We start from the raw sequence: 26,189 nt of genomic DNA, 5'->3' as shown, positions 1-26,189 counted from the left end.
ACAGACAGGTCGTTATCGTTATGTTATCTCGATCATAAGCGAAGGCCCATTTTCATTAAAAACGTGGGTAGCGAGCGACAAATTTCGTCGCGGGAGGAATCCAAATGTCCGCCAAGGACCTCATCGGGAAAGCATAATCAAGTCATGCGTGGTCAAGGTGATATAATCATCGGCATCGACGCGGGCACATCCGTCGTCAAGGCTGTGGCATTCGACCTTAACGGTCGACAACTCGATTCGGCAGCTGTCCGAAACAAATATGAAACCGGCGAACATGGCGCAGTTACACAGTCGCTTTCCCAAACGTGGGAAGACTGCGCCAGCGCATTGCGTGGCCTTGCCGAGAAAATTCCAAACTTAAGCCAGCGCACCGCGGCTGTTTCTGTCACCGGCCAGGGTGATGGTACATGGCTGGTCGGGCGAGACAACAAGCCTGTTGGTGATGCCTGGATCTGGCTCGACGCCCGCGCGGCCAATACAGTCACTAGACTTGCAGCAGGGCCGATGAACCGCGCGCGCTTTGAAGCGACCGGCACAGGCCTCAATACCTGCCAGCAAGGTACCCAGATGGCGCATATGGACAGTTTTGTGCCGGAACTGCTCGACAATGCGGAAGTCGCCCTTCATTGCAAGGATTGGCTTTACCTCAACCTTACAGGTATCCGCGCCACAGACCCCTCAGAAGCCAGTTTCACCTTCGGTAATTTCCGCAATCGTCAATATGACGATGTGGTTATTGAAGCTCTCGGCCTTAAAAAGCGCCGCAGTTTACTGCCCGAAATCGTGGACGGCACTCAGAACCAGAATCCGCTAACCCCCGAAGCAGCCGCGGCGACAGGTCTTTTGGCCGGAACGCCAGTTAGCCTCGGTTATGTCGACATGGTGATGACCGCACTTGGAGCGGGCGTCTATTGTGGTGCAGCCGATGCGGGCTGTTCGACGATCGGATCGACCGGCGTGCATATGCGCGCAAAACAAGTTTCCGACATTCATCTGAATGCGGAAGGTACGGGTTACGTCATTGCTCTGCCGATTCCGGGCATCGTCACGCAGGTTCAGACCAACATGGGTGCAACGATCAACATCGACTGGATTCTGCAGATTGCTGCCGACCTCATGTCGACGGAAGAGAAAAAAGTCTCGCTGAGCGATCTGATCCCTCGCCTGGATGAGTGGTTTAACGCAAGCCGGCCCGGCGCGCTGCTTTACCATCCTTATATTTCGGAAGCCGGAGAACGCGGGCCTTTTGTCAACGCTTTTGCCCGCGCGGGGTTTATCGGTCTTTCAAGCCGCGATCGTTTCCCAGAATTGGTTCGTTCCGTGGTCGAAGGTCTCGGTATGGCGACACGGGATTGCTATGCGGCCATGGGTGATATGCCCGCCGAATTGCGCCTGACAGGCGGTGCTGCACGCTCTCGCGCACTGCGCAGCACCTTGTCTGCAGCGGTCAACGCACCTGTACGCGTTTCATCTCGTGAAGAAGCAGGAGCAGCAGGGGCAGCCATGATGGCTGCGGTTGCGATCGGCGCTTATAACTCCATGGATGACTGTATAGCTGAATGGGTGACCCCACTGCTTGGCGCCACCGAAGCGCCTGATGAAGTGCACGCAAAACGCTATGACGAACTCTTCACGGCCTACAAGGACGCTAGACTGGCGTTAGAGCCTATCTGGGACAAGCTTGCAGCTGATAGATAATTAGACAATCGGCTGAAATTACTTATTATTTTGCCGGAATGCCGGCATCCGAAGGAGCATGAAATGGCTGAACCGGAAATCTACGATCTGTTTGTGATTGGTGGCGGGATCAACGGCGCGGGCGTGGCTCGTGATGCAGCCGGGCGCGGCCTCAAGGTTGTGCTCGCGGAAAAAGACGACCTCGCCGAAGGCACTTCGTCCCGCTCAGGTAAGCTGGTGCATGGTGGCCTGCGTTATCTCGAATATTACGAATTCCGCCTTGTACGCGAAGCGTTGATCGAGCGCGAAGTTCTGCTTAACGCGGCACCGCATATTATCTGGCCGATGCGCTTTGTTCTGCCACACAGCCCGCAGGATCGTCCGGCTTGGCTCGTCCGCCTTGGGCTGTTTCTTTACGACCATCTTGGCGGCCGCAAGAAACTGCCCGGAACCCGCACACTTGATCTGAAGCGCGACCCGGAAGGCACTCCTATTCTCGATCAATATACCAAGGGCTTCGAGTATTCCGACTGCTGGGTTGATGACGCCCGCCTCGTCGTTCTAAATGCTGTAGGCGCCGCTGAAAAAGGCGCGACCATTCTGACCCGTACGCCAGTTACTTCCGCACGTCGCGAAAAAGGTGGATGGGTCGTTGAAACCAAAAACCGCGATACTGGCGAAGTGCGCAGCTTCCGCGCGCGCTGTATCGTCAATTGCGCAGGTCCGTGGGTTACAGACGTTATCACCAATGTCGCTGGCTCAAATTCTTCGCGCAATGTACGTCTAGTCAAGGGTAGCCACATCATCGTGCCAAAGTTCTGGTCGGGTGCAAATGCCTATCTGGTTCAGAACCACGACAAGCGCGTGATCTTCATCAATCCATATGAAGGCGACAAGGCGCTCATCGGCACCACCGATATCGCTTATGAAGGCCGTGCCGAAGACGTCAGCGCAGACGAAAAAGAAATCGATTACCTGCTCACCGCAGTAAACCGCTATTTCAAGGAAAAGCTGCGCCGCGAAGACGTGCTTCACAGCTTCTCCGGCGTGCGTCCGCTGTTTGATGACGGCAAGGGCAATCCATCAGCCGTCACTCGCGATTATGTATTCGATCTGGATGAGACCAACGACGCGCCACTGCTGAATGTGTTTGGCGGCAAGATCACCACATTCCGCGAGCTCGCAGAGCGCGGTATGCATCGCTTGAAACATATCTTCCCGAATATGGGCGGAGACTGGACTCATGGTGCACCGCTTCCAGGCGGCGAAATCCCGAATGCGGATTACGAAACCTTCGCAAATAGCCTCCGCGACAGTTATCTATGGATGCCGCGCAAGCTCGTCCATCACTACGGACGTCTCTATGGTGCCCGCACCAAGGACGTCGTTGCAGGTGCATCCGATCTTAACGGTCTTGGACAGCATTTCGGCGGTGACCTCTATGAGGCTGAAGTTCGCTATCTCATTTCGAAAGAATGGGCGAAGACGGCGAACGATATTCTATACCGCCGCACCAAGCACTATCTGCACCTGACCGAAGCCGAACGCACTGCTTTCATTGCATGGTTCGAGAACGCCAAACTTGCTGCATAAAGCGCGACATCCGAGGACACCATGGCCCTTACGCTTTCGCTGAACACCAATCCGCTTGTTAACCGCTTTGCAGAGCCGGATGATCTGATCGAAACCGTTGCGCGCGACCTGCGGCTACGCGATCTGCAGCTCACGCACGAGTTCATCAATCCGAGCTGGCAGGCTTCTACCATTCGTCGCCTAACGCGCGACATGGATAAGGCTTTAGAGCGCACCGGTGTTCGCGTAACGTCCGGCATGACTGGCCCCTATGGCCGCCTCAACCACTTTGGTCATCCGGATGCCGAAGTTCGTCGCTATTACATCGACTGGTTCAAGACATTTGCCGATATTATTGGCGATCTCGGCGGCAAGTCGGTCGGCACACAGTTTGCGATTTTCACCTACAAGGATTTTGACAATCCTGAACGCCGCGAAGAGCTGATCAAGATTGCGATCGACTGCTGGGCGCAAGTTGCCGAACATGCCCGAGGTGCCGGTCTCGAATATGTCTTCTGGGAACCAATGAGCATCGGTCGTGAATTTGGAGACACAATCGCTGAAAGCATCAAGCTTCAGGATCGGCTGACGGCCGCCAATATGGCAGTTCCAATGTGGATGATGGCCGACATCGATCACGGCGATGTCACATCCGCCAACCCGGGCGATTTTGACCCCTATGCATGGGCGCGCGCCGTGCCCAAGGTCTCACCGATCATTCACATCAAGCAGAGCCTTATGGATAAGGGCGGTCATCGTCCTTTCACGGCTGCTTTCAATGCCAAGGGCCGCATTCAGCCTGAACCGTTGCTGAAGGCTTTTGCCGAAGGCGGTGCAGTGGATAACGAAATCTGCCTCGAACTCTCGTTCAAGGAACGCGAGCCAAACGACCGTGAAGTTATCCCGCAGATTGCAGAAAGTGTGGCCTTCTGGGCACCCCACATTGACACAGGCGCGAGTGACTTGAGAATATAACTACAAGAAAAGAATAAAGAATCGGGAGCAGGCAGCGCGAAAATGGCAGATTCAGACGATTCCTTGGCCCTTCGTGCAGCCTGGCTCCATTTTATTGCTGGGATGACCCAGTCATCTGTTGCAAAACGCTTGGGTTTGCCTTCCGTGAAGGCCCACCGGCTGATCGCCAAGGCCGTTGCCGACGGAGCGGTTAAGGTAACAATCGACGGCGATATCACCGAATGCATCGACCTCGAAAACCGCCTCGCAGAGCAATATAATCTTGAATACTGCGAAGTCGCTCCTGATCTTGGGGAAGATGATTTGCCTCTTTTGTCGCTCGGAACCGCCGGTGCTGAATTTCTGCGTCGCGAGATCGAGCATGGCGATCATGAGGTTATTGGCCTCGGCCATGGCCGCACGCTTTCAGCAGCGGTCAATCACATGCCGCGCGTGGCGGCCAAGGATCTGCAATTTGTGTCGCTGCTTGGTGGTCTGACGCGAAATTTTGCGGCCAATCCACATGACGTCATGCATCGCATCGCCGAGAAGACCGGCAGACCTGCTTATGTGATGCCGGTGCCTTTCTTTGCAAATACGGCAGAAGATCGCGAAGTCCTACTGGCCCAGAAGGGTGTTACCAGCGTCTTTGAAATGGGCTGTCAGGCCGAACTTAAGATTGTCGGCATCGGTACTGTCGACGCCCATGCGCAGCTCGTCACATCCGGCGTGATCGATCTGTCGGAGATGGAAGAGATCGCAGAGCGTGGCGCTGTCGGCGAAATGCTTGGACATTTCTTCGACATCAACGGAACGCGGCTTGAAACAGGGTTGACGGCACGCACCATTGCCGCTTCGGTCGAAAATGCCGATATGAGCCGTATTATCGGGCTTGCTGGCGGGATCACCAAGGCAGGCGCTATCCGGTCGGTGCTGAGGAGCGGTCGCCTTTATGGCCTGATTACCGACGAGCGCACGGCCAAAGTACTTCTGCAATAGCCACAACGCCGATCAATAAAATATCACAAAATCACATTTTATATGGATTGTTTTGTGATTTTGTGATTTAAGTTTGTGTGATAAACAAACACGCTCTGAGATCGGAAATTCCGTGAAACGCGATGAAAGAAGACAGGCGATCATCAATCTGCTGGTTGAAAATCATGCAGTCGATCTCGATGATCTTTCCGAGCGCTTTGCTGTCTCCAAAATGACCATCCATCGCGATCTGGATTCGCTTGAAGAATCGGGCGTGCTGCGCAAAGTACGCGGCGGAGCGACCATGGATGCTGGCTCTCAGTTTGAAAGCGATTTCCGTTTTCGCGTCCAGCAGGATAATGAAGCCAAGATCGAGATGGGCCGCGCGGCCCTTGACCTGATCGAACCCGGCATGACCGTGATGATTAATGACGGTTCCACCGCTGCGGTTCTCGGAAGCATGTTGATTGAGAAGCGCCCGCTGACGGTGATTACCAACAATGCGGTCATCATCGAAAATCTCAAGGGCGAAGGCGGCATCAACCTGATCGCGCTCGGCGGCGTATTTTCGGCAAAGTTCAATGCGTTCTTTGGCCTGCTGACCGAGGAAGCCCTGTCAAAACTCAGCGCAGATATTGCCTTCATTTCCGCGCCTGCGGTCAATGGGCGTCTCGTCTATCATATGGATGAAAACGTCGTCCGCACCAAGCGCGCCATGACAGCGTCGGCAACTCGCACATGCCTGCTGGTCAATCATCAGCGTTTCCGCCGCACGGCCCTGCATGTAATGGCTGATCTTGGCGATTTCGATGCGATCATCACGGATAAATCGCCGGGCGATGCTCTTGTGGCCGAACTTGAGCCGGCAGGCATCAAACTGACAATTGCAGAATAACACACGAGAAGAAAGACCATTCAAGCATGTCCAAATTCTGGGTAGGTACGAGCTGGAAAATGAACAAGACGCTTGCGGAAGCACGCGTTTTCGCAAACGCACTGAAGGACGCCGATGCTGGCCGTTCGGCAGGCATTCAGCGCTTCGTCATTCCACCGTTTACTTATGTTCGTGAAGTGAAGGAAATTCTGTCGGAAACCTCCGTCAAGGTTGGCGCGCAGAACATGCACTGGGCCGATCACGGTGCATGGACCGGCGAAATTTCGCCGCTGATGCTGAAAGATTGCAACCTCGACATCGTAGAACTCGGCCATTCCGAACGCCGCGCAAACTTTGGCGAAACCAACGAAACCGTTGGCCTCAAGGTTGAAGCAGCGGTTCGTCACGGCCTGATCCCGCTTATCTGCATTGGCGAAACGCTCGAAGACCGCGAGAGCGGACGCGCTGCGGAAGTGCTTGCTGAAGAAGTGCGTGGCGCACTTTCCAAGCTTTCGGACGAACAGAAAAAGGCCGAAATCCTGTTTGCCTATGAGCCTGTCTGGGCGATTGGTGAAAATGGCATTCCAGCCTCGGCAGATTACGCCGATGCCCGCCAGGCCGAAATTATTGCTGTTGCCGAAGGCATCCTTGGCCGTCGCGTGCCTTGCCTCTATGGCGGCTCCGTCAATCCCGGCAACTGCGAAGAACTCATTGCCTGCCCGCATATCGATGGCCTGTTCATTGGCCGTTCGGCATGGAACGTGGAAGGCTATCTCGATATTCTGGCGAAATGCGCCAAAACCATCAAAGCCAATTAAGGAGCAATATCATGAAAGTAGCAGTAGCAGGCGATAGCGCCGGTGAAGGTCTGGCCAAGGTTCTTGCAGATTATCTGAAGGATCGTTTTGAAGTGTCCGAAATCTCCCGCACGGACGCTGGCGCAGACGCATTCTACGCAAACCTCTCGGACCGCGTTGCATCCGCCGTTCTCGACGGCACCTATGACCGCGCAATTCTGGTTTGCGGCACCGGCATCGGGGTTTGCATTGCGGCCAACAAGGTTCCGGGCGTCCGCGCAGCGTTGACCCACGACACCTATTCGGCAGAACGTGCAGCACTCTCCAACAACGCGCAGATCATCACCATGGGCGCACGCGTTATCGGTTCGGAAGTTGCGAAGACCATTGCTGATGCGTTCCTTGCACAGACCTTTGACGAAAATGGCCGTTCGGCTGGTAATGTCGACGCGATCAACGAAGTCGACGCCAAGTACAACAAGTGCTGATCGTCTAAGCAAAGTCCAAAAATGCAAAAAAGCGGCGGGTTTCCCGCCGCTTTTTTACATTGAAGCTAGACTATTTAGCTGAACTTCGGATCCAGCGAACCGTCGCGATAACGCTTTGCCATATCCGACAGCGGGATCGGACGAATTGACTGAGCATGACCAGCAGTGCCGAACTGCTCGAAGCGATCCTTGCAAAGCTTGGTCATCGCAGCCATTGCAGGCTTGAGATATTTACGTGGATCGAACTCGCTCGGATCTTCCTGCAACACGCGACGGATCTGGCCCGTCAGTGCCATGCGGTTATCGGTGTCAATGTTGATCTTGCGCACGCCATGCTTGATGCCGCGCTGAATTTCCTCAACAGGCACACCCCAGGTTGGCTTCATCTTGCCGCCATACCTGTTGATGATCTCCTGCAAATCTTCCGGCACCGAAGACGATCCATGCATAACAAGATGCGTGTTTGGCAGCTTACGATGAATCTCTTCGATCACGTTCATTGCAAGCACGGAACCATCAGGCTTACGGCTGAACTTGTAAGCGCCGTGCGAGGTGCCCATAGCGATTGCCAGTGCATCGACCTTGGTTTCACGCACGAATTTCACGGCTTCATCCGGGTCGGTCAGAAGCTGGTCATGCGAAAGCTGACCTTCCGCGCCGTGACCGTCTTCTGCTTCACCCATACCGGTTTCGAGCGAACCGAGAACACCAAGCTCACCTTCAACCGAAATGCCGCCAAGGTGGGACATTTCACTGACCTGACGCGTAACGGAGACGTTGTAGTCCCAATCGGCAGGCGTCTTGCCGTCAGCCTTGAGCGAGCCGTCCATCATGACAGAGGTAAAGCCTGCCTGAATTGCAGTCATGCAGGTGGCAGCTTCATTGCCATGATCGAGATGCACGCAAACCGGAATATGCGGATAGATTTCTGTGACCGCATCCATCATGTGACGGAGCATAATATCATTTGCATAGGAACGCGCACCGCGCGAAGCCTGCAGGATAACCGGCGCATTGGTCGCATCCGCCGCTTCCATAATGGCGAGCGCCTGTTCCATGTTGTTGATATTGAAAGCCGGAACGCCATAGCTGTGTTCAGCAGCGTGGTCGAGCAATTGACGCAGCGTAATACGTGCCATCTGAGTTTCCTCCTAAACTAAATCAGTTACGCGAACGCGCGTAATATTCGCCGAGCACATCGACTTCTTCCGCAACGCCAAACACCAGCGCACTGCGCTCGTGGTAGGTTTCTGGAACGATATCAAGGATCGGTGTGGAACCGTTGGTCGCTTTGCCACCAGCCTGCTGGCTGAGGAAAGCAATCGGATTGGCTTCATAAACGAGGCGCAGACGGCCTTTTTCATAGCCCCGACGCGCATCGTCTACGTAGAAGAAGATGCCGCCGCGCTGCATGATGCGATGCATGTCACCGACAGCTGCACCCAACCAGCGCATATTGAAATTGCGTCCGCGCGGCCCGTCCTTGCCGTTGTAGCAATCATCGACATAGGCCTTCATGCCAGCCGAAAGATGACGATATACGGATGCATTATAAGCGAGATCGGACGTGCGCTCAGGAAGCGTCACATTCTTGCGGGTGATCTGGAAGATGCCGCTGACCGGATCAAGCGTCGCAAAAAGAACGCCTTCGCCGACCGAGAAGGCGAGATCAATCGAGTTGCCGAACGAGACATAGCCTGCTGCCAGCTGGCGATTACCGGGCTGAAGGAATGGCTCTGCCGTATCCGCAGGGAAGATCGAGAAAATGGTGCCGAGCGGTGCGCCTAAGCCCACATTACCGGAACCATCGAGCGGGTCGATTGCAACCGCAACCAGACCATCCGCTTTACCCTTAATAGGAAGATCCGCTTCTTCGGACAGAACCGATGCAGCACCCGCCGCAATCAGCAATTCAACGAAGAGATTGTGCGAGCCGACATCAATGCTCTTCTGCTGATCAGAATCGCTGTTGACGCCAACCAGCTTGCCGGGATCACCAGGAAGCGAGCCGCGCGCGATCCGACCAGCGAGACGGCCTGATCCTGCGAGAATGGCCTTGATGACGCTGCTTGTTGCAAGACGCAAGCTATCCTGACCCGCCCAAGTGTCCAGATACTCTCCAGCAGCCTGCACATCTACACGGTCATTATCGCCTTCGAGAACCAGTGGTGCGAAATTACCTACCATCGTCATTCGCCCTGCTCCTGGAAAAGAGGCAGTTGCAGCACGTTGGAAGCGGGGGAAACGGAATTCATTTACTGGCAATCTCCATGCGGATGTCTTCAAGACACGCCCGATAGTGGGCCGAGACACGGAGGACGTAACACCGTTCTGATATCATCACAATCATGTGGATAACATTATAACGATTTAAATGTGATAATATGTTTTAAAATGATGTTACTCGCGCACAAACTCCGTCATTTTCCCACATAAAACACATGCAAACAGCTTGAGCACGCGTCGATGACTCGCGCCCTTCACAATTATTTAAGAGAAATTTGATATTTCAGCGAGGTGCCCGTTAGCAGCGTGAAACTAAAATGCCCTGCTTAATCCTGCTTTTTCTTGTCCGGGTTAAATGTGACAAAGAAACGGTAAGCCGACCAGAGGCCAAGCGCGCCAAACAACATGGCCCAACCGACGGCCCCCATCGAAATCTCGAATGCAGCCCAAGCCAAACAGCTTCCTGAGATCAATACCCGAGTCCACAGAGGCCGAAATCGGGGGTCATCAAACTCAAACATTGGTCAGCCTTGTAACGGTTTCACGTCTCTGAAGCAGAGTTCCTTAGAATTTGCGCCATGTGTAACCAGTTTCCTGGCTTCTCGTAAGTGCTGCTTGTTCATTTCGACTGACATTTTTTGATTTTAATTGGGTTGCCGTTTTTTGCTTAAAAAACCAACCAGGCAGACACACCCGCAGACCGAATATACCCAATCAAGCAGCTTCAGCGCGCGGTGCCATTGCTCCTGTCATTAATGCCACGGCATCCGACATCGAGTATTCCTTAGGGTCAACCACCGTCAGACGACGGCCAAGACGATGAATATGAATACGATCAGCCACTTCAAAAACATGCGGCATGTTGTGCGAGATCAGCACAATCGGCATTCCTCGCGCTTTCACATCCTGAATAAGCTCCAGAACGCGGCGAGATTCCTTTACGCCAAGTGCCGCCGTCGGCTCATCCATGATGACAACCTTGGAACCAAAAGCTGCGGCACGCGCGACCGCAACACCCTGTCGTTGACCGCCTGACAGGGTTTCCACCGCCTGACCAATATTCTGGATGGTCATCAGGCCGAGTTCAGAAAGCTTTTCACGCGCGATCTTTTCCATCGCTCCACGATCAAGCATCCTGAGTATTGAACCAAGAGGTCCCTTGCGGCGGATTTCGCGTCCAAGAAACAAATTGTCCGCAATGGAAAGTGCAGGAGAAAGAGCTAGGTTCTGATAAACCGTCTCAATACCTGCATGGCGCGCTTCCATTGGCGAATGGAAACTAACTGGCTTGCCATCAAGCATTATCTCGCCTTCATCGGGACGGATAGCCCCTGACAACGCTTTGATAAGCGACGATTTGCCAGCGCCATTGTCGCCAATAACAGCAAGGATTTCTCCCGGATAGAGGTCAAAGTCGGCATGGTCGAGTGCCGTAACGCGTCCATAACGCTTGACGAGACCGCGTGCGGAAAGAACCGGGGTTGGAGAGGTTTTCATGCGGCAGCCTTTCTGATCCATTGGTCAATGGCGACGGCGGCAATAATAAGAACGCCAATCAGGAGATAGGTCCATTGCGGATCTGTGCCCCATAAGCGCAAACCCAGCGAGAAAACGCCAACAATCAGTGCGCCAAACATTGTGCCGAGGATGGACCCACGCCCGCCGAAAAGGGAAATCCCACCGATCACGACAGCCGTAATGGATTCAATGTTGGCAAACTGTCCAGCAGTCGGTGACACAGAACCCAAGCGCCCGATCATAGCCCAGCCAGCAAGTGCGCAAATAACACCTGCCAGAACATAAACCGACATGAGTATCGGCTTAACCGAAACGCCTGATAGTTTTGCAGCCTCCGGATCATCGCCGATGGCGTAGACATGGCGCCCCCAGGCCGTGTGGTTTAGCACGAACCAGAGTAACAAAACCAAAAGTACCATCGCGATAACGCCATAGGTGAAGACTGCCCCACCTACGCGAATGCTTTCTCCAAAAAACTGCAGGATAGGCGCCTCTGCTGTAATCTCCTGTGCACGAATGGTTTCGTTCGAGGAATAAAGAAAGTTCGTCGCCAGGATCACCTGCCACATTCCGAGCGTGACAATAAATGGTGGCAGTCGCACATAGGCGATCAAGAACCCGTTGATGAAACCGCAAAGCGCACCGGTAGCAAAGCCGAACAGAATGGAAAGCTCTGCAGGCAAGCCATAGCGGAATGTGAACTGCCCCATGACCACGGAAGATAAGACCATGATTGCGCCGACGGAGAGATCGATGCCGGCAGTAAGGATCACCAAAGTCTGCGCCGCAGCCACGATGCCTGTAATCGCGACTTGCTGTAGAATAAGTGTCAGCGCGAAAGCGGAGAAAAACTTTCCACCAAGCGTTATGCCGAAGACCAGCAACGACATGACCAGCACAATCAACGGTACGGCCGCGGGATTGTGATGCAGAAAATGCCGAAGGCGATAGAGCAAAGACTGATCGCCCGCATCAAAAGATGCGACATCGCTTGCGCTTTGGGAGAGCGATTTTTCATATTCCTGCATTGATGCTTTTACAGGGGTGGTCGTCGCCTGTGGCTCACTCATTTCTATCTCCTGCTTAAGGCGCAAGAGCATCCGGCAAAAGCTGCCGGATGCGAGTTATCACTAGAGCGCATCTCGAAACTAGCGAAGCGGTCTTTGGAACAAGAAGCGCGAAAAAACAAACGGATAGAGCATTTCCAATGACTCAATCATAATCGGAAATGCTCTAAGCTATTAGCCCCAGCACTTGCCGAGCGCAGTTTTGGTGTCGATTGATTCCACACCCTCCACCGGCTTGTCAGTGACCAGCGCCACTCCCGTATCGACGAAGGTCTTGCCTTCTGTCGGCTTTGGCTTTTCGCCACTATCAGCGAATTTTTTGATAGCTTCGATGCCAAGAGCTGCCATCTGCAGCGGATATTGCTGCGACGTTGCACCAATAACGCCGGCTTCGACGTTTTTAACGCCTGGGCAACCGCCATCAATCGAAACAATAAGCACGTCTTTTTCACGGCCTACGGCCTTGAGCGCTTCGTAAGCACCAGCTGCAGCAGGTTCGTTGATCGTATGAACGACATTGATGGTCGGATCTTTCTGGAGAAGGTTTTCCATCGCGCGACGGCCACCTTCTTCATTACCATCAGTCAAATCACGACCCACAATGCGTGGATCATCTTCATCGCCGAGCTTGGTCTTGTCTTTCGGGTCGATGCCAAAGCCAACGGCAAAACCCTGATCGCGCAGAACGTCAACGCTTGGCTGCGACGCGGTGAGGTTAAGGAAAGCCACGCGCGCATCCTTCACTTTATCGCCAAGCGTTGCCGCGGCCCATTTGCCGACCAGTTCGCCAGCAAGGAAGTTATCTGTCGCGAAAGTGGCATCTGCTGCATCCGCTGGTTCTAGCGGCGTATCAAGCGCAATGATCAACGCACCCGCGTCACGAGCTTTTTGCAGCGACGGTACGATGCCCTTTGTGTCAGAAGCGGTAATCAGAATGCCCTTTGCACCATCTGCAATACAGGTTTCGATTGCTGCGACCTGACTTTCGGAATCGCCGTCGATCTTGCCTGCATAAGTCTTGAGATTGACGCCTAGCTCCTTGGCTTTTGCAATCGCGCCTTCCTTCATCTTAACGAAGAAGGGGTTGGTGTCGGTCTTGGTAATCAGGCAAGCACCAACATCCGCCGCATTGGCTGGGCCTGCAACCGAAGCGGCCACACTAAGCGAAAAGGCAGCAACCGCTGCCGAGAGAACTGTCTTCTTCATGAACTCCTCCCAGAGTGAAACCGGTTCCTCTTCCCCCGGCGTGATGAAAGCAAAACACGGCTTCGCACGAGAGTCAATTAATAAATCCACTTGATTTATTAATTTGCTGTGCCACTCTCTGGCTAAGAGATTGAGGCTGGTTTGTTTCCTGAAAGTACGATTCCGGCGCTTAAGTTGATGTTTTTATTTAACATGTTCGCCAAATGAGGGCTTTTTCTGCTTCATCGAATGGAGTAGGCCAATCGACGATGAAGCGGGTTTGGATCTGATTGAACCAGATCTACACGCTAAGCTTATGTTTAATCGCGCATCTTGTTCCGAAGATCGTTTCACACATTTCCGGGCGCGACTTCAACATGCGGGACCTTGGGAGAGGATATGGTCAGGCACACTTCAGAACGTGATTCTGAGCAGCGCGGCGAACCCGCAGCAGCTGAATCTACTTTGCCACAATTTGCCGAAACCGGGGCGAGTATTAATCGTGGGTCCAATCAGATTGGCGTTCGCGCCTATAATGAACGCCTTGTACTAGCGTTGGTGCGCCGACATGGTGCAATGGCGCGTGCTGATATTGCGAGGAAGACTGGGCTTTCGGCACAAACCATTTCTGTGATCATTCGCGAACTCGAAAAAGATGGCCTCATTACACAAGGCGAACGCGTGCGCGGGCGTGTGGGGCAACCATCCATGCCCATGCGGCTTGCTGCCGACGGCGTATTCTCATTTGGCCTCAAGATTGGACGGCGCAGTGCAGAGATCATCCTGATGGATTTTCTCGGTCACATTCGGCAGCGCCGCCACGTCACATATTCCTGGCCCGTTCCCGATAAAATTCGCCAATTTGCTTTCGACAGCATCAATGAGTTTACGGCAGCCCTTGACGCAGATAAACGCACCCGTATTGCAGGCCTCGGCATTGCGCTTCCGTTCGAGCTATGGAACTGGGTCGAGGAAGTCGGCGCACCTGCCGCCGATATGAATGCTTGGCTTGATGCTGATCTTATCCATGATTTCGGGTCAGCTTTGCCATTTCCTGTCTTTCTGCAAAATGACGGAACGGCCGCCTGCGGCGCGGAACTGACATTCGGACGCGGGCCTGAATTTGCCGATTTCGTCTATTTCTCAATCGGGTCATTTATCGGTGGCGGTGTGGTTTTAAACAACACACTCTATCCGGGTCGCACCGGCAACGCTGGGGCTCTCGGTTCCATGCCTATGCGTATGCGCGGAACAGACGATGCTCGCGAAACAATTCAGTTGATCGATACTGCTTCGCTCTTCGTGCTTGAACGCATGTTGCGTGAGCACGGTATCTCGTCGGAACAACTGTGGCTTTCCCCGGAACGCTGGCCGGATTTCGGTCAATTACTAGACGATTGGGTTGCATTGGCCGCACGCGGCCTGGCCCATGCAGCAGTTGCAGCTGCGTCTGTCATTGATTTCCCTGCAGCGATTATTGACGGCTGGTTGCCAGAAAGTGTCCGCCACAGCATCGTCGAAGCAACCAAGCTTGAGCTAACGCGCATCGACCTGCAAGGTCTTTCGGCACCCGAAATCATTGAAGGGAAAGTCGGTGTTCATGGGAAAGCGATGGGCGCTGCAAGCCTACCGCTCTCCCATCGCTATCTTTTCGACCAGAGCGTCCTTTTCAAAGACAGCGCCTGATGGCTAGTCGCTGGCGCTACCTGCATACAGACAGCGCCAGTTCTCTTTGACCGCTTAGAACGAACGCTGAAAGCGGACTTTCAAACCGAATGCGTCTTCACCATCAAGCGCAATGCGCTTGTTATTCCACTGAACATAGGTGAGTACCGGGGTGATGTTGAAGCCCGGCACCAGTGCATAGCTCACATTGCCGGTCGCCATCAGCGTTTCACTGGCATCATAGCCAACCTACAGGTTGAGCTTTGCCTTTTCAGTTTTCTGATAGGCAAGACCGCCCCACAAAGCCCAATCGCCACCCCATGTTCCGTAGAAGCTATCTACCATACGATAGACTTCGCCATTGGCATTGGCTTTGTAATGGTCATCATTGGACTTATAGGCGAACTGCGACCAGACCGAGAAGTTGTTGCTCACTTTGAGGTCGACCTTGACCTTACCTGCCCATTCTTCGTTGCGCGCGTCATAGGCCGCTACACCTGCAATACTGCCCCATGACGGAGCATATTTCAGACCACCCACCACATGCGGCATGTAATCGTCGATGGTAACATCCACGTCTGCATCTGTGTTTCCGCCCTGTTCAAGCGACAAGGTAGCCGAAAAGCCTTCCTTGTTCTTGTAGGTATAGCTGATGAGGTTCGTGCGGTAGCCACCGGCGAGAATGACGTCATCATTGAGCAAATTGCCCAAATGGTCCGTGAAGGTCACAAAAGTCGACTGATCGAGACCGACACGCAGACCACCAAGTTCAATAAAGCCCGAACGCAGGGAGCCGGATGACGAAGAATCTGCACCATTGTACCACTGATAACGAACTTCAGTGGCTGTCTTGAGTGTACCGAGTTCCAGTTTCGGTTCCGGCAAATGAGCGGAAGGTGAAACGGGTCAGCTGCGCATAAGCATCCATATTCCGGGTGCTCGGTACGCGCGCATAAGCATTATCGCCACCACTGACATCCTGACATCATAACGCACATAACCAGCAAAACGCAGGCAGGTTTCGGTTCCGGGAATATAGAAATAGCCCTTGCCATAGGCACGCAAACGCGCAGGTATTCAACAGCTTCGGGCTCGGGTGCAACAATAGTATCGGCAGCTTATGCAACTTGCGACATTGCCAGAAGAGCAACCGATGCAGCTAGAATTTTCTTCATTTGAGTAGGTTTCCCCTTTGATTTTATTCAATAGGAGTTTTTCGGCGGAAAGAGACTTTCCGTCGTTCTGAGAACAAGCTGCCAGAACTCGCTCCCCCGTGCGTCAGGCGATCAATCTTCTTGTGCAGCAGGGTATTGTCAGTCAGACACCCAATCGCGGATACGCGCTGCACCGCATTGCAGAGCCGGACGAACTCAACGACAATCTGCTGCCGCCATCGGAGGCGGAAGAGCTCTACCGGCGTCTGATGAGCGGCCGCGGTCAATGAAAGCTACGGTTTCCGTCTGGTGATCGAATGCGGTGCGCTTTCGCAACCCGACTACGCGCCTGATCTCAGCCAGCTCGCAGCTCTGCAACGCGAGCAGAATGAAATATCGGTCCTGCCGATCCAGAATCTCACACGGGATCTCTGATTCAACGCCAATGCAAACTTTCACGAAACCATTGTTTCGTGGGCGAATAATCGGTTTTCACGCAATCAGTCCGGTGACAGAACCATCTTCGCCGCATGACGGAATATTCCGACTTCGACCGTTTGGGCGAATAGCGTATCCACAAGGCTTGCAAAGATCACTTAGGCATTCTCGAAGCCATCGAGAACAGAGCCTTTGAATTTGCTGCAGCCTTGCTCAAACGCCATATCAGCCGCTCGGGTGCCGAGGATGTATGATAGTTAAGGCTAACGCAGCGCGCCTACTCAAACCTTTTCCAGAGCGATTGCAATCCCTTGACCCATACCGATACACATTGTCGCCGGCGCATAGCGACCGCCGCTCAAAGAAAGTTCGAGCGCTGCTGATCCTGTGATCCGTGCGCCCGACATGCCATGCGGATGACCCAGCGCAATCGCACCGCCGTTCGGGTTAACGCGATGATCGTCGTCAGAAATGCCGAGTTCGCGCAAGACAGCAACCTCTGAGAGGCGAAAGCCTCATTGAATTCGATGACATCCATTGAATCGATGGCAAGCCCGTGCCTTACCAGAGGTTTCTTTGTTGCGGGGGCGTGGCTAATGCCGATTGGGAGCGCCTGACCTCAACCATACGAGGGTATCCGAGGCCTTGCCTGCTTCGCTACCAGGGTAGCGTTTTAAACTGTTCAACTTTCAGAGCAGTCAACAACGTATTCCCTTAGAAGCCGGAAATCATATAAATTTCATCCAAGAGTTAATTCAGGATGAAGCATTCAGCCTTAAACAGCCACATGCACCAGTATCTAATTGCAATATTTTTATAATTTCAGGTTCAGATTGAACTTTCTTAGCTCGAACAAGCGTTCAAGCCTTATCGAGCGGCTCAATTTTCGCCACTCGATTTCACTGTTATCAAAGCTGAATGCGGGATTGTCGACTATTGCTGAGCGAGCTGCTGCTTCAACATATCGGCGACGACCTTATCAAAAGAAACGTCACCATTTTTCGCGTTCTTCTCCATTTCGCTTTCAACATACTCATCCCGCTTCTGGACAAGATCCGTCATCTGGCGCTCAAGCTCGGTTCTCACATTCAGGGTTTCATCGATAATTTTCTTCTGCTCCGCATGGGATTTGTCTTTCAACGACGCTGGCAGCTCGCTTTCTTTGATTTCGTCCCATTTCAGATCCTTGTTGCGAATATCGTCAAGAAGATCGCCGCCACCCGTAACAACCTCCTTCATCGATGATCGCTTGGAATAAAACTTGGAGTTCTCGACCTGCGCCTCCATTGGCGCTGCGGCTTTCGCGGCTAGTTTACTGTTGAGCTCTTGTCTGATCGCGGCATTACCGTATGGCATGATTGTGTTATCGATGTTCTGCTGAACCGTAATGATCTCCTGATCATAGGGTGTTTTGACTTCATCAATACGTCCACCATCCTGCGCAATCTGGATATAGCGACCCGACCCGCGCTCCGCGATATCCTTCCAGAAGTTACGGGTTTCTTCAGAGTTACCGGCTTGGACGGCATTCACGCGAATATTTCGGCTTTTTGCTTCGGCCAAAATCTCGGGATATTTGCGCTCACCCTTATAATCCATGTGAGGTGGGGCATCACCGACCAGGAACACAATTCTCTGGGTTGTGGAACCTTCGCTCCATGTCAGTCGCCCAATCGCATTATCAAGCGCTTCATTGACGGATTCAGGATCATCTCCGCCCCCATCAGCCTCAAAGCGCCTCAGATTTGCGTAAAGTGACTGCAAATCTTTGCTCATTTCGAAGGATTTGACCACATAATCGTCACCACGATCACGATATCCGATCAATGCCATTCTTATATCTGCATCAGGCTGTACATCGACTATCGTATTCGCAATCGACCAGATTTTACGCTTCGCTCCCTCAAGCAAATCTACCATTGATCCTGTGGTGTCGAGTACGAAGGCCACTTCAACTCGCCTGGGTTGGGACGATACCTGCTGGGGGGCTGCCTCGGCAAAGGATGCCGTGGCAAACAAGAGCGATGCAGATACCGCTAATGCCGATGCTGTAGAAGCGCTTTTCATGAGTTCTCCGCCAATCGTTAGGGAGAATATAATGAGCCGCGATATTATGTCTTAAGTAAGCCTGCGAAGCCGCAATTAATAGGCAGACCTCAACTGATGAGTGGGCAAAACCAAGCGAAGTAATATTACTCGATAGCATCCACGTTACAGGTAAGCGTTACACCCTGAGATGTAACGAATATCTGTTCCATAGTGGTAAACGATATCTCGTAGCCCTCACCCGCGAAGGTCTTCCGCGGAGCATCCGTTGTTTTATCAAGCGAACGTTCACGTCCAAAAGCATTCAGAATGATCTGTTCGGGTTTGTCTTGCGAAGTGATAATCTCAATCGCATTTTCATGATCGCATATATACGAGATATGATCCTGATCGGCTTCAGCCAAAGCAATACTCGGCGACAATGCAAGGGCAACGATCAGGCAGAAGCGCATTCTAAACACACCTTCAATATTGGTATAATCCTCTTCATAGTCAAAAACTCGAGACTGCCCAAGAGGGGACTGAGCGATTTTGAACAGGAAAAACCATTTGCGCTGCGAACTTCACTGGCGGTCGTGACGCCAACGCCCTTTTACGAGCTTACTCCTTGACCCAGACTAGAGCTTCACACCCAACTTATCAAATGCCAACACTTGTATTTTTAGCACCGTTGGGTTTGCCTTGTTATGTGAGGTTAGGCGCTGTGTGGTCCTGCAGGCAAATACACTTATGTTGGCCTGCCCTTTGCCCTTTCCCGGCTTTGGTCATCTATCAGAAACGGCAAAAGCCCGGCTGCTTATGCACCGGGCTTTTTGATTTTATTGATGTTTTGGGGTCTTTGGTTGCGTGTGATGCTTTTTCCCGTTCGTCGGGTAATCGATAGTGGATCGATTACTATGCTCCTCACGGTTCAGGTTATGATGCTTATGAGGTGAGAGCGTTCAAAGATCGATTGATTATCGATTTCAGCTTGAACGGGCTGCTCCATGGAGCTTTCACAAGCCGTACAGCTACGAGCATGACGTATGTATCGCAGGTTTTAGTATTTTCAGGGAAGGATTTGGTTGCGGGGGCAGGATTTGAACCTGCGGCCTTCACGTTATGAGCCTGACGGCCGATTCCTACGCCACAGTATCCGGCAGCATCCGAACATTCGCTGCGATACTACGCTCACGAATGGCTTTTACGGATAGTGTCGCCGTTTCTACGCAGCACCACGCGGCGATTTCCGCAAAATGATTCCGGAAGGGGTCGTAAGCTGCACGATCGGCTGGCTCTCATATCCAAGGCGCAGAGGCGCAGTCAAGCGGCCCGTGGAATTGCAGCAACCTCATCTGTGGGAAATTCGCGCCGCATGCCGCAATCCCGTTGCGTCCTCACCAGCGATCTGCCCCCTCCTCGCCCGCGCGAATTTCCGCGCGATACCAAGGAGAAAGACATGTCACAATCCGGCGCAACGCTCGTTCAATTGCTCAAAACACGCGAGGCAGCAGAGTTGCTGGGGCTGTCCAGCAGGACCGCTCGAAAAGCACTGGACCTACGGTACAGGTCCCGTCTACAGGAAGCTCGGCGGCAGGGTGGTCTACAATGTCGTGGATCTGAGAGCCTGGGTCGACAAAGGGCGACGCGCTTCTACGTCCGATTTCGGTACGGACACAGTCTATCCGGCCAAAGCCATGACAGAAAAGCGATAACACTTGGCATAAAATAACAACCCGTGGTTCGGCAGGCATAACTCTGAACCACGGAACAGTCCCCTGCCCTTAACCGCCTACACAAATGGATTGGGGAATACCTGAAACGTTGCCAGGTTGATCCGGTCGCTATCAGCCACGAAGTCACGTAGCCGAACGGATATCCGTCTCGGTGAAATCGTTGCCCTTGAACAGCAGTGGTTCACCGAAATCCTTGGCAAGAGCGTAGGCAAAGCAGTCGCCGAAATTCAGCCCGGCTTTGTGCCGGCCCTTCCCGAAATCGAGGAATGCCTGGCGCGCCAGATGACCTTGTTCAACTGTTACAGGTTCGATATCGATCGCGGCACGGCGGAAGAAGGCATCGGCCTGCCTCATGCCTTCCGGCCCAAGTTGCTTCTCGATCACCATGGACAGTTCCAGATAGTTCGCCACGCTGATCCGGCTGGCTGCGGAATCGTGGATCAGTCGCGTGAAGGCAGCCGCCTCCGGTTCGCCGTAGAGGATCGCCACCATGGCGGATGTGTCGATAATCATTTCGGCAGGCCATCCTCGTCATAGAGAAGCTCGGCGTGGTCGGCGTAAGGCCGTTTCAGGTGAACGGCGGCCCTATCAGCAATCGCCAGAAGCTCTTCGACGGAAGCCCTACCCCTCTGTTTTTCGATTTGCGCATACCGCTCGCGCAGCGCGTCGGTCACGACACGGCTCATGCTCTGCCCGGTCGCATGGGCAATTGCCAGGGCAAGGCGATGCGCTTCGGGATCTTTCACGTTGAGGCTCATGTGGAGGCGCTCCGCTTCTACCTAATCAACCAATCTTCTACCATTCTACCCTGTCGTGGCGCAACGATCAAGTCAGGAAGCCAATCAAGAGCAGCGCCTTCTGGACAGATTTTTTGTCCGGAAAGGGGCCGGAAGGAGAATGTCCGCTCATCTCGCAAGAGTCATGGAAGCGGATATCATGCTTTAGTGGAATTGAACTACTGCTGGCGAGACGGTCATTGCGAAACGGCAACAACAACCTTGCTCTTGGCCCGCCCGGTCTCGACATAACCCAAGGCTTCTGGCGTCTGCGCAAAGGGATACACCTTGTACACGATCGGACGAATGGGGCCAGCGTCGCTCAGCTAGGAGATCTCCCTCAGTTGCTGCCCTTCGGCGCGCATCTCTGCGCCTGCGTGTAGATCCCGGCGTGTCCTGATAGCCCTGCCACTGCTGAGAAATTTGGGTCGCTTCGGTAACGATCAGGCCAGCCGTGGCGCGCTGGGCATAATACTCGGGGGTCAGGGTACCGGACACGAAGCCCGCGCCTGCACGATTGCGTGTGAGCGGCGCAATTACGACCCGGTTTGAAAGGGGATGTTGCCGAGGGCGGCGGGTTCGAAAAGAGGGCTGCGGGTCATGATGTACCTTTGATGTTTCTTCTGCAGTGGGGGCTTGCTGACTGGAGATGCTCAGGCGGGAGTGCGATAGCGTTCGGCGGGAAGCGCGTTGACAAGGTTTCCGAGCATCGCTTTGCGGGCTCCATCGAAAGCGTCCCACTGTCCGCCGTCGTGCAGCGGCGGGATGGTGACCGGCTCGCGACTGTCGAAGCCGACCAGGGCGGCATCCACCAGATCGCCCACTTCCATGACATTGCTCATGGCGTTCACGTCTGCGCCGACATGATCCCAGATCTCGGTGCGGGTCGTGGCGGGAAGTACGGCCTGGATGTACACGCCCTTAGGCCCGAGTTCATGTGCCAGCCCCTGCGACAGGAAGAGCACGAAAGCCTTCGTCGCACCGTAGACGGTCATGCCGAACTCTGGCGCTAGACCGACGACCGAACCGATATTGATGATCGCGCCCTCGCCTGCCTTGGCAAGACGGGGAGCAATAGCGCTGGAAAGTCGGACGAGTGCGGTCGCATTGAGCGCAACGAGCTTGGTCATGTCATCGACATTCTGGTCGACGAAGCTTCCGCCGATCGCCGTTCCGGCATTGTTGACTAGGACGCCGATGCGCGCATCGTCGCGCAGCCTCGTCTCGACCTTGGCAAGATCAGTCGCCTGGGTGAGATCGGCTTGGAGGATATCTACCGTGACTCCCGTTTCCTGGCGCAGGCGGCCCGCAAGCGCTTCCATGCGCACCGCGTCTCGGGCGACCAGTACGAGATCATGGCCGCGGCGCGCGAACCGTTCGGCATAGGTGGCGCCGATGCCCGTGGAGGCGCCGGTAATGAGGACTGCGGAATCTTGGCTCATCGGATTGCTCTTTTCTGTCATTGATCTTATATACATGACGCTCATCATGAATATATTTAAATATGATGGTCATCATGTAAATGTCAACGGGTGTTGCGGAGAATTTTGAAAATGAAGGTCAGCCGAGAACAGATGGCAGAGAACCGTCGCCGGATCCTGGACGTCGCCAGCCGGTTGTTTAAGGACAAGGGGTTCGATGCGGTGAGCGTTGCAGAGGTCATGAAGGCAGCGGGCCTGACCCATGGCGGCTTCTATGGACACTTCACATCGAAGGACGACCTGGTTGCGCAGAGTCTGGCGCACGCGCTTGCAGCAGACAGCGTCGGCAATGGCGAGTTCAGCGATTTCATCCGGTCTTATCTAGCGCCTCGCCATCGGGATAATCCCGGCAATGGATGCCCGACGGCGGGCTTGGCCGCTGCCATTCGTCACCAGACGCCCGCAGCGAAAGGCGCCATGACCGAAGGTCTGCGGACACAGATTGCTCGTATCGAGCAAGCACTTCCGGACGACGGCGCGGTCGACAAGCGCCGGGCAGCGATCGGAAGCTGGGCGGCAATGATCGGAGCCGTCATCCTCGCGAGAGCGGTCGATGACCCCGAATTGTCTAATGAGGTTCTTGAGCAGACCCGCGATTGGATCGACACTCAGGTCGAATAAGAGCAGGAGAGGCGAATTTCGAGTGCCTAATCTACGTCTGCTTGGTGGATACGCACGAACTTCACTTGACGGCAGAAATAAAGCGCGAAGCAGTCGTGTTTTTCTTCATCGCCGCGTCTGATATGTTGATGACTGATCAGCAGAGACCTGGAATGGCTTTCTCCCATATCTTGTCTCATCGATATCGACGATCAACGTGGATTAACCTTTCCGGATACGTGGAACGCGGTATTCATTGATCCGGCGGACGCCTTCGGGCAAGGTACGCGCCCGCGGTGCATTCAACGCCCCAGTCGAGTAGATTTCATGATAGGATGCCAGCAACTTAATATGATGGGTAGTGAGCGAGCGATAGTTTGTAAGGACTTGTTCTTCTGTTGCGCCCGCGGCCAAGGCAGCCAATACATCATGAGCTGGGATTCGCGTGCCGGCAATCACCGGCGTACCGCCAAGAATATCATCAGAGGTGACGACGACGTCATGAGCTTCATCCCGGATTTCAGCCATCTCATCCCCTCCGGCCCTGGTTCGTTTATACCCTTACCACGTCTCCGCCATTGGTACTTTTTCAGCGCAATCCGCAGTAAATTTCCGTCGCATTTATCCGGCTTTACTGCGCGACAGCTTTCCTTCTGATGCTTCCGATATGATTCCGGGTGGATTTGGCGGGAACGCGAACAGCCTCCCGAAGGAGGCGTAACAATTTGTATTTGTTATGGATATTGGTTGCGGGGGCAGGATTTGAACCTGCGGCCTTCAGGTTATGAGCCTGACGAGCTACCGGGCTGCTCCACCCCGCGCCAGGGTGTTTATTATGAACCGGTTGGGTATTTTTTTCGCGGTTGCCGCGTTGAATGGTCTGTTTTGTATGGATTTGAGAAGATGGAATTATTTGTGTGCTTAGCAGACCTGGCAGCGACCTACTCTCCCGTGTCTTAAGACAAAGTACCATTGGCGCTGGAGCGTTTCACGGCCGAGTTCGGAATGGGATCGGGTGCAGCCGCTCCGCCATAACCACCAGGTCGGCGAAGAACACAAATATGAGAAGCTGTTGTCTTTCGTGCTTTTATCATCATCAAGCTTTGCTTGATGGATATTGTAAATGGGAGTGATCAAGTCGATCGAGCTATTAGTACCGGTAAGCTACATGCGTTGCCGCACTTCCACACCCGGCCTATCAACGTGGTAGTCTTCCACGGCTCTGATAGGGAATACTCGTTTTTAGGTGGGTTTCCCGCTTAGATGCCTTCAGCGGTTATCCCGTCCGTATATAGCTACCCTGCTATGCCGTTGGCACGACAACAGGTCCACCAGAGATACGTCCATCCCGGTCCTCTCGTACTAGGGACAGATCCTATCAATATTCCTACACCCACGGCAGATAGGGACCGAACTGTCTCACGACGTTCTGAACCCAACTCACGTACCGCTTTAAATGGCGAACAGCCATACCCTTGGGACCTGCTCCAGCCCCAGGATGCGATGAGTCGACATCGAGGTGCCAAACAACCCCGTCGATATGGACTCTTGGGGGTCATCAGCCTGTTATCCCCGGCGTACCTTTTATCCGTTGAGCGATGGCCCTTCCACGCGGGACCACCGGATCACTATGACCGACTTTCGTCTCTGCTCGACTTGTCAGTCTTGCAGTCAGGCAGGCTTATGCCATTGCACTCGACGAACGATTTCCGACCGTTCTGAGCCTACCATCGCGCGCCTCCGTTACTCTTTAGGAGGCGACCGCCCCAGTCAAACTACCCACCATACACGGTCCTGGACCCGGATAACGGGCCGCAGTTAGACATCCATATAGATAAGGGTGGTATTTCAAGGATGACTCCACAATGGCTGGCGCCACTGCTTCAAAGTCTACCACCTATCCTACACATGTCGACACGAATGCCAGTGTAAAGCTATAGTAAAGGTGCACGGGGTCTTTCCGTCTAACCGCAGGAACCCCGCATCTTCACGGGGAATTCAATTTCACTGAGTCTGCGTTGGAGACAGCGGGGAAGTCGTTACGCCATTCGTGCAGGTCGGAACTTACCCGACAAGGAATTTCGCTACCTTAGGACCGTTATAGTTACGGCCGCCGTTTACTGGGGCTTCAATTCAATGCTTGCACATCTCCTCTTAACCTTCCAGCACCGGGCAGGCGTCAGACCCTATACGTCGTCTTGCGACTTCGCAGAGCCCTGTGTTTTTGGTAAACAGTCGCTACCCCCTGGTCTGTGCCACCCTCATCTAGTTGCCTAAACAAGGGTCACGCTTCTTCCGAAGTTACGCGTGCATTTTGCCGAGTTCCTTCAACGCAGTTCTCTCAAGCGCCTTGGTATTCTCTACCAGTCCACCAGTGTCGGTTTAGGGTACGGTCTATATGCAGGAGCTATTTCCTGGAACCGCTTCGCTGCACATTCAATCCAATAAGAATGTACAACACACGCAATCCGTCACTACCTGCAGGCCCACGAATATTAACGTGGTTCCCATCGACTACGCCTTTCGGCCTCGCCTTAGGGGCCGGCTAACCCTGCTCAGATTAACTTTAAGCAGGAACCCTTGGACTTTCGGCGAGGGAGTCTCTCACTCCCTTTATCGTTACTCATGTCAGCATTCTCACTTCCGATACCTCCAGGATGTCTCACGACTGTCCCTTCACAGGCTTACGGAACGCTCCGCTACCACGCACATACGTGCATCCACAGCTTCGGTGTATGGCTTTAGCCCGGTACATTTTCGGCGCAAAGACCCTTATTTAGACCAGTGAGCTGTTACGCTTTCTTTAAATGATGGCTGCTTCTAAGCCAACATCCTGGTTGTTTTGGGATCCTCACATCCTTTCCCACTTAGCCATAACTTAGGGACCTTAGATGGTGGTCAGGGTTGTTGCCCTCTTCACGACGGACGTTAGCACCCGCCGTGTGTCTGCCCAGTAGTACTCCCCGGTATTCGGAGTT

At 53.7% G+C, this 26,189-nt stretch carries 21 protein-coding genes, 1 tRNA gene, 2 rRNA genes and 4 pseudogenes (1 of these 28 cut by a window edge); 10 read left to right on the top strand and 18 right to left on the bottom strand.

What is annotated here, in order from left to right; translation table 11 throughout:
- Nucleotides 1-144 precede the first annotated feature (144 nt).
- The 7 genes from KMS41_13035 (at nucleotide 145) to KMS41_13005 (ending at nucleotide 7,340) form a co-directional block, all read left to right on the top strand.
- The gene (locus KMS41_13035) at nucleotides 145-1,698 is read left to right on the top strand and encodes a carbohydrate kinase (protein QWK79843.1); all 1,554 of its coding nucleotides are present in this window, start codon (nucleotides 145-147) and stop codon (nucleotides 1,696-1,698) included.
- A gap of 63 nt (nucleotides 1,699-1,761) precedes the next feature.
- A complete protein-coding gene (locus tag KMS41_13030; GenBank protein QWK79842.1) occupies nucleotides 1,762-3,270 on the top strand; it encodes a glycerol-3-phosphate dehydrogenase in 1,509 nt (502 codons plus the stop codon).
- A 21-nt stretch (nucleotides 3,271-3,291) separates the two neighbouring features.
- Nucleotides 3,292-4,224 (top strand): sugar phosphate isomerase/epimerase, encoded by a 933-nt coding sequence (locus tag KMS41_13025; protein QWK79841.1) that lies wholly within the window; start codon nucleotides 3,292-3,294, stop codon nucleotides 4,222-4,224.
- Between the two features lie 42 nt (nucleotides 4,225-4,266).
- Nucleotides 4,267-5,202 carry a sugar-binding transcriptional regulator gene (locus KMS41_13020; GenBank protein ID QWK79840.1) on the top strand — a complete coding sequence of 312 codons (936 nt, stop codon included), beginning with the start codon at nucleotides 4,267-4,269 and terminating at the stop codon, nucleotides 5,200-5,202.
- Between the two features lie 112 nt (nucleotides 5,203-5,314).
- Complete coding sequence (locus tag KMS41_13015) at nucleotides 5,315-6,076, top strand: DeoR/GlpR family DNA-binding transcription regulator (GenBank protein QWK79839.1); 762 nt, start codon at nucleotides 5,315-5,317, stop codon at nucleotides 6,074-6,076.
- 26 nt (nucleotides 6,077-6,102) lie between these two features.
- Nucleotides 6,103-6,873 (top strand): triose-phosphate isomerase, encoded by a 771-nt coding sequence (locus tag KMS41_13010; GenBank protein ID QWK79838.1) that lies wholly within the window; start codon nucleotides 6,103-6,105, stop codon nucleotides 6,871-6,873.
- Nucleotides 6,874-6,884: 11 nt separating this feature from the next.
- Entirely contained in the window at nucleotides 6,885-7,340 is a 456-nt protein-coding gene (locus tag KMS41_13005) for an RpiB/LacA/LacB family sugar-phosphate isomerase (protein ID QWK79837.1), read from the top strand.
- A gap of 74 nt (nucleotides 7,341-7,414) precedes the next feature.
- Here the strand turns inward: KMS41_13005 and fba are convergent, their stop codons facing one another.
- The 6 genes from fba to KMS41_12975 all read right to left on the bottom strand — a co-directional run bounded on the left by fba (nucleotide 7,415) and on the right by KMS41_12975 (nucleotide 13,357).
- Nucleotides 7,415-8,479, bottom strand: a complete 1,065-nt coding sequence (gene fba, locus KMS41_13000; GenBank protein ID QWK79836.1) for a fructose-bisphosphate aldolase class II — start codon at nucleotides 8,477-8,479, stop codon at nucleotides 7,415-7,417.
- Nucleotides 8,480-8,501: 22 nt separating this feature from the next.
- Nucleotides 8,502-9,533: a class 1 fructose-bisphosphatase gene (locus KMS41_12995; GenBank protein ID QWK79835.1), complete on the bottom strand. Its 1,032-nt coding sequence runs from the start codon at nucleotides 9,531-9,533 to the stop codon at nucleotides 8,502-8,504.
- A gap of 359 nt (nucleotides 9,534-9,892) precedes the next feature.
- Nucleotides 9,893-10,087, bottom strand: coding sequence for a DUF3329 domain-containing protein (locus KMS41_12990; protein ID QWK79834.1), 195 nt, complete (start codon nucleotides 10,085-10,087; stop codon nucleotides 9,893-9,895).
- Nucleotides 10,088-10,280: 193 nt separating this feature from the next.
- Nucleotides 10,281-11,063 (bottom strand): ATP-binding cassette domain-containing protein, encoded by a 783-nt coding sequence (locus tag KMS41_12985; protein QWK79833.1) that lies wholly within the window; start codon nucleotides 11,061-11,063, stop codon nucleotides 10,281-10,283.
- Nucleotides 11,060-12,154, bottom strand: a complete 1,095-nt coding sequence (locus KMS41_12980; protein ID QWK79832.1) for an ABC transporter permease — start codon at nucleotides 12,152-12,154, stop codon at nucleotides 11,060-11,062. The genes KMS41_12985 and KMS41_12980 overlap by 4 nt, the downstream gene beginning before the upstream one ends.
- Nucleotides 12,155-12,325: 171 nt before the next feature.
- Nucleotides 12,326-13,357 carry a sugar ABC transporter substrate-binding protein gene (locus tag KMS41_12975; GenBank protein QWK79831.1) on the bottom strand — a complete coding sequence of 344 codons (1,032 nt, stop codon included), beginning with the start codon at nucleotides 13,355-13,357 and terminating at the stop codon, nucleotides 12,326-12,328.
- Nucleotides 13,358-13,801: 444 nt separating this feature from the next.
- Here KMS41_12975 and KMS41_12970 point away from each other — a divergent pair, with 444 nt between their 5' ends.
- Entirely contained in the window at nucleotides 13,802-15,022 is a 1,221-nt protein-coding gene (locus KMS41_12970; protein QWK80244.1) for an ROK family protein, read from the top strand.
- 54 nt (nucleotides 15,023-15,076) lie between these two features.
- Here KMS41_12970 and KMS41_12965 read toward each other — a convergent pair.
- Nucleotides 15,077-16,176: pseudogene (locus tag KMS41_12965) on the bottom strand (porin).
- Nucleotides 16,177-16,262: 86 nt separating this feature from the next.
- Here KMS41_12965 and KMS41_12960 point away from each other — a divergent pair.
- Nucleotides 16,263-16,847, top strand: a pseudogene (locus KMS41_12960) (GntR family transcriptional regulator).
- A 27-nt stretch (nucleotides 16,848-16,874) separates the two neighbouring features.
- Here the strand turns inward: KMS41_12960 and KMS41_12955 are convergent.
- The 7 genes and pseudogenes from KMS41_12955 to KMS41_12925 all read right to left on the bottom strand — a co-directional run bounded on the left by KMS41_12955 (nucleotide 16,875) and on the right by KMS41_12925 (nucleotide 22,572).
- Nucleotides 16,875-17,194 (bottom strand): annotated as a pseudogene (locus tag KMS41_12955) (3-oxoadipyl-CoA thiolase).
- A gap of 332 nt (nucleotides 17,195-17,526) precedes the next feature.
- Nucleotides 17,527-18,660, bottom strand: coding sequence for a VWA domain-containing protein (locus tag KMS41_12950; GenBank protein QWK79830.1), 1,134 nt, complete (start codon nucleotides 18,658-18,660; stop codon nucleotides 17,527-17,529).
- A gap of 125 nt (nucleotides 18,661-18,785) precedes the next feature.
- The gene (locus tag KMS41_12945; GenBank protein QWK79829.1) at nucleotides 18,786-19,091 is read right to left on the bottom strand and encodes a hypothetical protein; all 306 of its coding nucleotides are present in this window, start codon (nucleotides 19,089-19,091) and stop codon (nucleotides 18,786-18,788) included.
- Nucleotides 19,092-20,477: 1,386 nt separating this feature from the next.
- Nucleotides 20,478-20,867 carry a type II toxin-antitoxin system VapC family toxin gene (locus KMS41_12940; GenBank protein ID QWK79828.1) on the bottom strand — a complete coding sequence of 130 codons (390 nt, stop codon included), beginning with the start codon at nucleotides 20,865-20,867 and terminating at the stop codon, nucleotides 20,478-20,480.
- Nucleotides 20,864-21,112, bottom strand: a complete 249-nt coding sequence (locus KMS41_12935) for a type II toxin-antitoxin system VapB family antitoxin (GenBank protein QWK79827.1) — start codon at nucleotides 21,110-21,112, stop codon at nucleotides 20,864-20,866. Before KMS41_12935 ends, KMS41_12940 begins: the two co-directional genes overlap by 4 nt.
- Before the next feature lie 183 nt (nucleotides 21,113-21,295).
- Nucleotides 21,296-21,732, bottom strand: a pseudogene (locus KMS41_12930) (hypothetical protein).
- 51 nt (nucleotides 21,733-21,783) lie between these two features.
- Nucleotides 21,784-22,572: an SDR family oxidoreductase gene (locus KMS41_12925; GenBank protein QWK79826.1), complete on the bottom strand. Its 789-nt coding sequence runs from the start codon at nucleotides 22,570-22,572 to the stop codon at nucleotides 21,784-21,786.
- Nucleotides 22,573-22,683: 111 nt separating this feature from the next.
- Here KMS41_12925 and KMS41_12920 point away from each other — a divergent pair, with 111 nt between their 5' ends.
- A complete protein-coding gene (locus KMS41_12920) occupies nucleotides 22,684-23,232 on the top strand; it encodes a TetR/AcrR family transcriptional regulator (GenBank protein QWK79825.1) in 549 nt (182 codons plus the stop codon).
- A gap of 201 nt (nucleotides 23,233-23,433) precedes the next feature.
- Here KMS41_12920 and KMS41_12915 read toward each other — a convergent pair whose 3' ends face one another.
- The 4 genes from KMS41_12915 to KMS41_12900 all read right to left on the bottom strand — a co-directional run.
- On the bottom strand, nucleotides 23,434-23,739 hold the full coding sequence (locus KMS41_12915; GenBank protein ID QWK79824.1) for a DUF433 domain-containing protein: 306 nt from the start codon (nucleotides 23,737-23,739) through the stop codon (nucleotides 23,434-23,436).
- A 216-nt stretch (nucleotides 23,740-23,955) separates the two neighbouring features.
- Nucleotides 23,956-24,032 (bottom strand) — tRNA-Met (locus KMS41_12910).
- Nucleotides 24,033-24,139: 107 nt separating this feature from the next.
- A 5S ribosomal RNA gene (gene rrf, locus KMS41_12905) occupies nucleotides 24,140-24,254 on the bottom strand.
- Between the two features lie 86 nt (nucleotides 24,255-24,340).
- A 23S ribosomal RNA gene (locus KMS41_12900) occupies nucleotides 24,341-26,189 on the bottom strand; it runs 962 nt beyond the window's last position.

The sequence above is a fragment of the Ochrobactrum sp. BTU1 genome, assembly GCA_018798825.1.
In the GTDB taxonomy this organism is placed as follows: domain Bacteria; phylum Pseudomonadota; class Alphaproteobacteria; order Rhizobiales; family Rhizobiaceae; genus Brucella.
Note: the sequence above shows the minus strand (reverse complement) of the source record. Positions and strands in the feature narration are given on the sequence as shown.

Excerpts from the sequence above, each read along its gene's own strand:
- KMS41_12990 (QWK79834.1), bottom strand. The coding sequence starts at position 10,087 with ATGTTTGAGTTTGATGACCCCCGATTTCGGCCTCTGTGGACTCGGGTA.
- fba (QWK79836.1), bottom strand. The coding sequence starts at position 8,479 with ATGGCACGTATTACGCTGCGTCAATTGCTCGACCACGCTGCTGAACAC.
- KMS41_12945 (QWK79829.1), bottom strand. The coding sequence starts at position 19,091 with ATGCGCTTCTGCCTGATCGTTGCCCTTGCATTGTCGCCGAGTATTGCT.
- KMS41_12915 (QWK79824.1), bottom strand. The coding sequence starts at position 23,739 with ATGGCTGAAATCCGGGATGAAGCTCATGACGTCGTCGTCACCTCTGAT.
- KMS41_13005 (QWK79837.1), top strand. The coding sequence starts at position 6,885 with ATGAAAGTAGCAGTAGCAGGCGATAGCGCCGGTGAAGGTCTGGCCAAG.
- KMS41_12980 (QWK79832.1), bottom strand. The coding sequence starts at position 12,154 with ATGAGTGAGCCACAGGCGACGACCACCCCTGTAAAAGCATCAATGCAG.
- KMS41_12950 (QWK79830.1), bottom strand. The coding sequence starts at position 18,660 with ATGAAAAGCGCTTCTACAGCATCGGCATTAGCGGTATCTGCATCGCTC.
- KMS41_13030 (QWK79842.1), top strand. The coding sequence starts at position 1,762 with ATGGCTGAACCGGAAATCTACGATCTGTTTGTGATTGGTGGCGGGATC.
- KMS41_13020 (QWK79840.1), top strand. The coding sequence starts at position 4,267 with ATGGCAGATTCAGACGATTCCTTGGCCCTTCGTGCAGCCTGGCTCCAT.
- KMS41_12925 (QWK79826.1), bottom strand. The coding sequence starts at position 22,572 with ATGAGCCAAGATTCCGCAGTCCTCATTACCGGCGCCTCCACGGGCATC.
- KMS41_12920 (QWK79825.1), top strand. The coding sequence starts at position 22,684 with ATGAAGGTCAGCCGAGAACAGATGGCAGAGAACCGTCGCCGGATCCTG.
- KMS41_12940 (QWK79828.1), bottom strand. The coding sequence starts at position 20,867 with ATGATTATCGACACATCCGCCATGGTGGCGATCCTCTACGGCGAACCG.
- KMS41_13025 (QWK79841.1), top strand. The coding sequence starts at position 3,292 with ATGGCCCTTACGCTTTCGCTGAACACCAATCCGCTTGTTAACCGCTTT.
- KMS41_12935 (QWK79827.1), bottom strand. The coding sequence starts at position 21,112 with ATGAGCCTCAACGTGAAAGATCCCGAAGCGCATCGCCTTGCCCTGGCA.
- KMS41_12995 (QWK79835.1), bottom strand. The coding sequence starts at position 9,533 with ATGACGATGGTAGGTAATTTCGCACCACTGGTTCTCGAAGGCGATAAT.
- KMS41_12975 (QWK79831.1), bottom strand. The coding sequence starts at position 13,357 with ATGAAGAAGACAGTTCTCTCGGCAGCGGTTGCTGCCTTTTCGCTTAGT.
- KMS41_12985 (QWK79833.1), bottom strand. The coding sequence starts at position 11,063 with ATGAAAACCTCTCCAACCCCGGTTCTTTCCGCACGCGGTCTCGTCAAG.
- KMS41_13035 (QWK79843.1), top strand. The coding sequence starts at position 145 with ATGCGTGGTCAAGGTGATATAATCATCGGCATCGACGCGGGCACATCC.
- KMS41_13010 (QWK79838.1), top strand. The coding sequence starts at position 6,103 with ATGTCCAAATTCTGGGTAGGTACGAGCTGGAAAATGAACAAGACGCTT.